The following is a 5,419-nucleotide window of genomic DNA, read 5'->3' on the forward strand; positions in this document are numbered from 1 at the left end:
TCCGAATTGCGTAACAATGTATCCACTTCGCTGCCGTCGGCAGGAAAAAAGGCAATACCCGCACGCGCCGCGGTTTCAATCTGTCGGGCACCAATCGTGAACGGCTGTGCCAACCGGTAACAAATACTCTCCGCCAAGCGAGCAACTGCGGTCATGCCCTGAATTCGATCCGCCAGACCGGATACCAGTACAGCAAATTCATCACCGCCGACGCGGGCAACCGTATCTTCATCACGGACACAATCCTGCAACCGCTGCCCCACCTGCTGCAATAACGTGTCTCCCAAAGCGTGACCAAAGCTGTCATTAACTTGTTTCAGATGATCCAGATCCAGAAGCAACAGCGCCACTTGCTGACCAGCTCTTTTAGCTCGCGCGATCGACTGCTTCAAACGATCCGTCAGTAACGTGCGGTTGGGCAAGCCCGTCAGAGAATCGAAGTATGCCAGCCGATGAATCAAGGTATCGCTGTGTTTTTTTTCGGTGATGTCCGAGAAATAACTGATGGTATTGACCACTTTACGGTTGTGATCGCGCAATACAGAAATCGCCACCCACGCCGGAAACACGCGTCCATCTTTGCGACGGTGCTGTATCTCACCTTCCCAAAAATCTTTGCGCTCAAGATTGTCGTGGATGGACTGGAAATAAGACTGGGTGTAACGATTGACATCCATCATCCGGGGCGACTCGCCAACCACTTCATCAAGACTGTATCCGGTCAGACGCTCAAACGCCTGATTAGCCTGCACGATCAATCCCTGAGCGTTGGTGATGTAAATGGCGGTCAGGTTATTTTCAAACACCTTCATCGCCAGAGCCATTGCCTCAGTGCTGTGTTTGCGTGACCCCACATCACAACCGATACAGATCAATCCTTCCGGGGCATTACCTCGTCCCACCAGAGGCACCACTTGCAGATTCAGGGATACACGGAAACCATCCCGATGAGAGACTTGCAACACCTCTGACCCCGCATCGTCACGATCAACCACATGGACTCTTTCTTCCGCGGTCTTCTCTAAAGCTTCTGGCGAAACCGTGGACAGCGTTGCCAATTGGCGCTGCAAGTAACGCTGCAATACTGAAAAACGCTGATCATCGTTGCAACTCAACTGCTGATACTCCAACGCCTGATTGTAGAGACGCTGAAACACCAGATTGCTGTAACCCAGCAACCCCTCAATGGAGGGGCTGACATAATACAGCGAACCGTCAAGATTCACGCCCAGCACCAGGTCGCTGAGACGATCAGCCAACTGCTCCAGCAAGCGACTGCCCAGACTTGATTCGATTACATTGCCACTCTGCGGCTGCTGCAAGGTCACCCGTAGCCCCCTCCTCTTTTTAGTACTGTCTATTACTCGCTCAGCGCTATTCTTTCAGCCCTACTCTGACAATACTTCTCTGAATGCATCGTGCTTTACTGCCCACATTGACCGGCGCGGGCAGCAGTCACTGTTTATGAGTTTTTTGTCCTGTTTTTACCTCCACCCTTCGGGACACAGGACTATAATTCTGGCTCAAGTATAGAAAGAGAACGGCATCCGGGGGCTACGATCGTCTCATTATTGAAAAGTCATCTAGATCAGCCGCCCGACTACAACGACAGGATCTAACTCAAGAGCCACTCTATTGACGCTCTAAACTGACCCTCTAGTTGGCTCTCTAATTGGCTCTCTATTTGCCTCTCTATTGACTACGCCGCGGCTTTTTCCCACACTTGCGCCCACTTCACGGTGTCCCAGTCTGTAACGGCCAGACGCCTGACTCATTTTTTAACTCGCACTGAGGTTTCCAGCCATATGGCACAGTACGTTTACTCCATGAACCGAGTGGGCAAGGTAGTTCCGCCCAAACGTGAAATTCTTAAAGACATCTCCCTGTCTTTCTTTCCTGGCGCCAAAATTGGTGTTCTGGGTCTGAACGGCTCCGGTAAATCCACCTTGCTGCGCATCATGGCCGGTATCGACACCGACATTAACGGTGAAGCACGCGCCATGCCCGGCATCAAAGTGGGCTATCTGCCTCAGGAACCACAACTGGATCCGGAAAAAGATGTGCGCGGCAACGTCGAAGATGGCGTTCGTGAAGCCATAGACGCGCTCACAGCGCTGGATCAGGTCTACGCCGACTACGCCGAACCCGACGCCGACTTTGACGCGCTGGCGAAAAAGCAGGGCCAGCTGGAAGACATCATCCAGGCGTGGGACGCCCACAATCTGGATCACAAGCTGGAAGCCGCCGCCGACGCCCTGCGCCTGCCGCCCTGGGACGCCGACGTGACCAAGCTGTCCGGTGGTGAGCGCCGCCGTGTGGCCCTGTGCCGTCTGCTGCTGTCGCGCCCGGACATGCTCCTGCTGGACGAACCCACGAACCACCTGGATGCCGAATCCGTCTACTGGCTGGAACGCTTCCTGGTGGACTTCCCCGGCACCGTGGTAGCCATCACCCACGATCGCTACTTCCTCGACAACGCCGCCGGCTGGATTCTGGAACTGGACCGCGGTCGCGGCATCCCTTACGAAGGCAATTACTCCAGCTGGCTGGAGCAAAAAGAGGCCCGTCTGGAGCAGGAGCAACGCTCTGAAGCCTCTCACCAGAAAGCCATCAAGGCAGAACTGGAATGGGTGCGTCAGAACCCCAAAGGCCGCCAAGCCAAGAACAAGGCTCGTCTGGCACGCTTTGAAGAGATGCAGTCGCAGGAATTTCAGACCCGCAACGAAACCAACGAAATTTACATTCCACCCGGTGAGCGTCTGGGCGACAAAGTCATTAATTTCCACAACGTCACCAAGACGTTTGGCGACCGGGTTCTGATTGAAGATCTGAGCTTCAGTATCCCCAAAGGCGCTATTGTCGGTATTGTCGGCGCAAACGGGGCCGGTAAATCCACCCTGTTCCGTATGATTGCCGGTGCAGAGCAGCCGGACAGCGGTGAAGTGGAACTGGGTGACACCGTCAACGTCGCCTTTGTCGAACAGAGCCGAGAGAATCTGGACGACAACAAAACCGTCTGGGAAGAAATTTCCGACGGTCAGGACATCATCCAAATCGGCAACTACGAAGTCAGCTCCCGCTCCTATGTCGGTCGCTTTAACTTCAAGGGCAGCGACCAACAAAAACGTGTGGGCGAACTGTCCGGTGGTGAACGCGGACGCCTGCATCTGGCTCACACCCTGAAACAGGGCGCCAACGTGCTGCTGCTCGATGAACCCTCAAACGACCTGGACGTAGAAACCCTGCGCGCACTGGAAGAAGCCCTGCTGAACTTCCCCGGCTGCGCACTGGTGATCTCGCACGACCGCTGGTTCCTCGACCGCGTGGCAACTCACGTTCTCGCCTATGAAGACGATGGCAACATCGAGTTCTTTGAAGGCAACTACACGGAATACCACGAAGACCTGGTTGCCCGTAAAGGCGAAGATGCACAACCGCATCGCATGCAGTACAAAAAACTCAAAACCTAAGACCTAAGACCTAAGACCCTGGCTATCAGCCAGGGTCAGATTTCTCCATCGCCCCCCCAATCCCAACAGTCTCCAAATAAACAGCCTCCGATTCAGCAACCCTCTCGCAACAATCCCAACGTTTCTTGATCCAGCTCAATAACTCACCCACTCCCCCCGCGCATACTGTTTGCCACATCAGAAGAATCTGTTAATACGACAGGAATCCGCCATGAGCCAGCCAGTACCCCATGCCAATCAACCCGACCCCCTCATCAATCAACAGCTGGAAGCCCGTAAACTTCTGCTCCGCCGACAAGCGGAGCTCTCACAACGGCTCTCGGCACTGGAAATCGACCTGCATCAGCAACACCACCCCGACTGGCAGGAACAGGCTCAGGAACGGGAAAATGACGAAGTGCTGGAACGCATTGCGTGCCAAACCGCCCAGGAGTTGCTGCAAATACACAATGTCCTGCAAAAGCTGGGAAACCACACTTACGGCGTATGCAGCCACTGCGGTGAATTTATCGGCCGCCAACGACTGAAAGCGATGCCCGCCGCTGAACTCTGCATCCGTTGTGCCTCTCATACCCACTAGGATTTATCGCCCAACCGCCAACAAGGCAGCAAGATTACGGTCCTGTTCTATACTGTTTAAGCTCATGCACCACAGCAATAAAGGAGGTCAATATGAGCTTAATTCCACGCAACTCCATGTTCGATTTTGATCATTTGTTCGACCGCTTCCGTACGCCGGACCTTTTAAGCGACAAACAGAAATCGTCCTTTACACCCCGCATCGAAGTCCGGGAAAAAGCGAACCAGTACCTCATCAGTGCGGAACTGCCAGGGATCGACAAGAACGATGTAGAGGTCACTCTGGAAGACGGAGTGCTCTGCATACAGGCGGAGAGTCATCAGGAAGACAAAGAGGAAAAAGACGGGCGCATTATTCGCCAGGAACGGCGCTACGGAAAGTTCGTCCGCACCTTTAATCTCGGCAACGACGTAAAACAGGACGACATTGACGCCAAGTTTCTAAACGGAATTCTGACCCTCACTGTCCCGAAGTCAGAAACCAAACTGGCCAGCAGTCGCAAGATCGACATTCACTAGACAAGATTGCCAATCTCTACCATCTACTCAAGAGGGTCAGCCCACAAGCTGAGGACCCTCTTGGGTACCCGCCCTGTATTACTCATTAAAAGCTTCTCGCAACTTCTTGCAGGGGCGTCAAAAGCCCTGAATACTATGTGTAACTTTCTGAATACTATGTGCAACTTTCTGAAAACTATGTGCACCGGCCAGAATACATGTGCAACTGAAAGACGATGTGTGACTGAAAGACAATATATAACTAAAATACGACAATTAGCTGAAATACGATGCCAGCTAATAATGGCAGAAAAATACACAAGGAATTAACCATGGCACCCGCCCCGTTAAGTGTTTTATCAAAAGCAACCAAAGCCCAAGTCAAAACAACGCCCTATCCGCACATCATCATTGAAAACGCACTGGATCCTGAACTTTTTGAAACTCTGCAAAACTCTCTACCGCCGGCAGAAACCATCATGGACGGCAAGCCCCAAAAAGACACGTGGTACGATTATCCTGCCTGCAAAGTCACCCAAAATCAGAGCATTTCTGAACTTTGGCGGGATTTCTTCAGCTATCACACCTCATCCGATTTTTTCCATGAGCTGCTCAGCCTCTTTGGCGAGGAAATTCGTCGGCTTTATCCAGACATTGAAGAACAACTGAATAAACCGCTGGAAAAAGCCAACGTGGGCATGCGCCCAGGCGGACGGGCAGATCGACTGGCCAAAGATGCGGACATCTCCATGGAATGTCAGTTCTATGTTAACTACACCATGAAAGAGCGTGAAATACGCGGCTATCACATCGACAGACCATCTGAACTTTTTGCCGCTCTGCTCTACTTTCGCCAGCCCGAGGACAATTCA

Annotated in this window: 5 protein-coding genes; 4 read left to right on the top strand and 1 reads right to left on the bottom strand. The window is 52.7% G+C overall.

Annotation, left to right across the window (positions count from 1 at the left end):
- Positions 1-1,328, bottom strand: a 1,328-nt coding sequence (locus ACTG33_RS16010) for a diguanylate cyclase domain-containing protein (RefSeq protein ID WP_439136225.1), incomplete at its 3' end; no start/stop codon positions are given.
- A 477-nt stretch (positions 1,329-1,805) separates the two neighbouring features.
- On the opposite strand from ACTG33_RS16010, the gene ettA reads away from it, so the two are divergent.
- From ettA to ACTG33_RS16030, 4 genes are all read left to right on the top strand, one after another.
- The gene (gene ettA / locus ACTG33_RS16015; RefSeq protein WP_439136226.1) at positions 1,806-3,470 is read left to right on the top strand and encodes an energy-dependent translational throttle protein EttA; all 1,665 of its coding nucleotides are present in this window, start codon (positions 1,806-1,808) and stop codon (positions 3,468-3,470) included.
- A 211-nt stretch (positions 3,471-3,681) separates the two neighbouring features.
- Positions 3,682-4,050 carry a TraR/DksA family transcriptional regulator gene (locus tag ACTG33_RS16020; protein WP_439136227.1) on the top strand — a complete coding sequence of 123 codons (369 nt, stop codon included), beginning with the start codon at positions 3,682-3,684 and terminating at the stop codon, positions 4,048-4,050.
- Between the two features lie 92 nt (positions 4,051-4,142).
- Positions 4,143-4,568, top strand: a complete 426-nt coding sequence (locus ACTG33_RS16025) for an Hsp20/alpha crystallin family protein (protein ID WP_439136228.1) — start codon at positions 4,143-4,145, stop codon at positions 4,566-4,568.
- A 311-nt stretch (positions 4,569-4,879) separates the two neighbouring features.
- Positions 4,880-5,419: hypothetical protein (locus ACTG33_RS16030; protein WP_439136229.1), on the top strand; the 540-nt coding region annotated here is incomplete at its 3' end.

Origin of the sequence: Pseudomaricurvus sp. (assembly GCF_965662505.1) — a bacterium.
Taxonomy (GTDB): domain Bacteria; phylum Pseudomonadota; class Gammaproteobacteria; order Pseudomonadales; family Cellvibrionaceae; genus Pseudomaricurvus.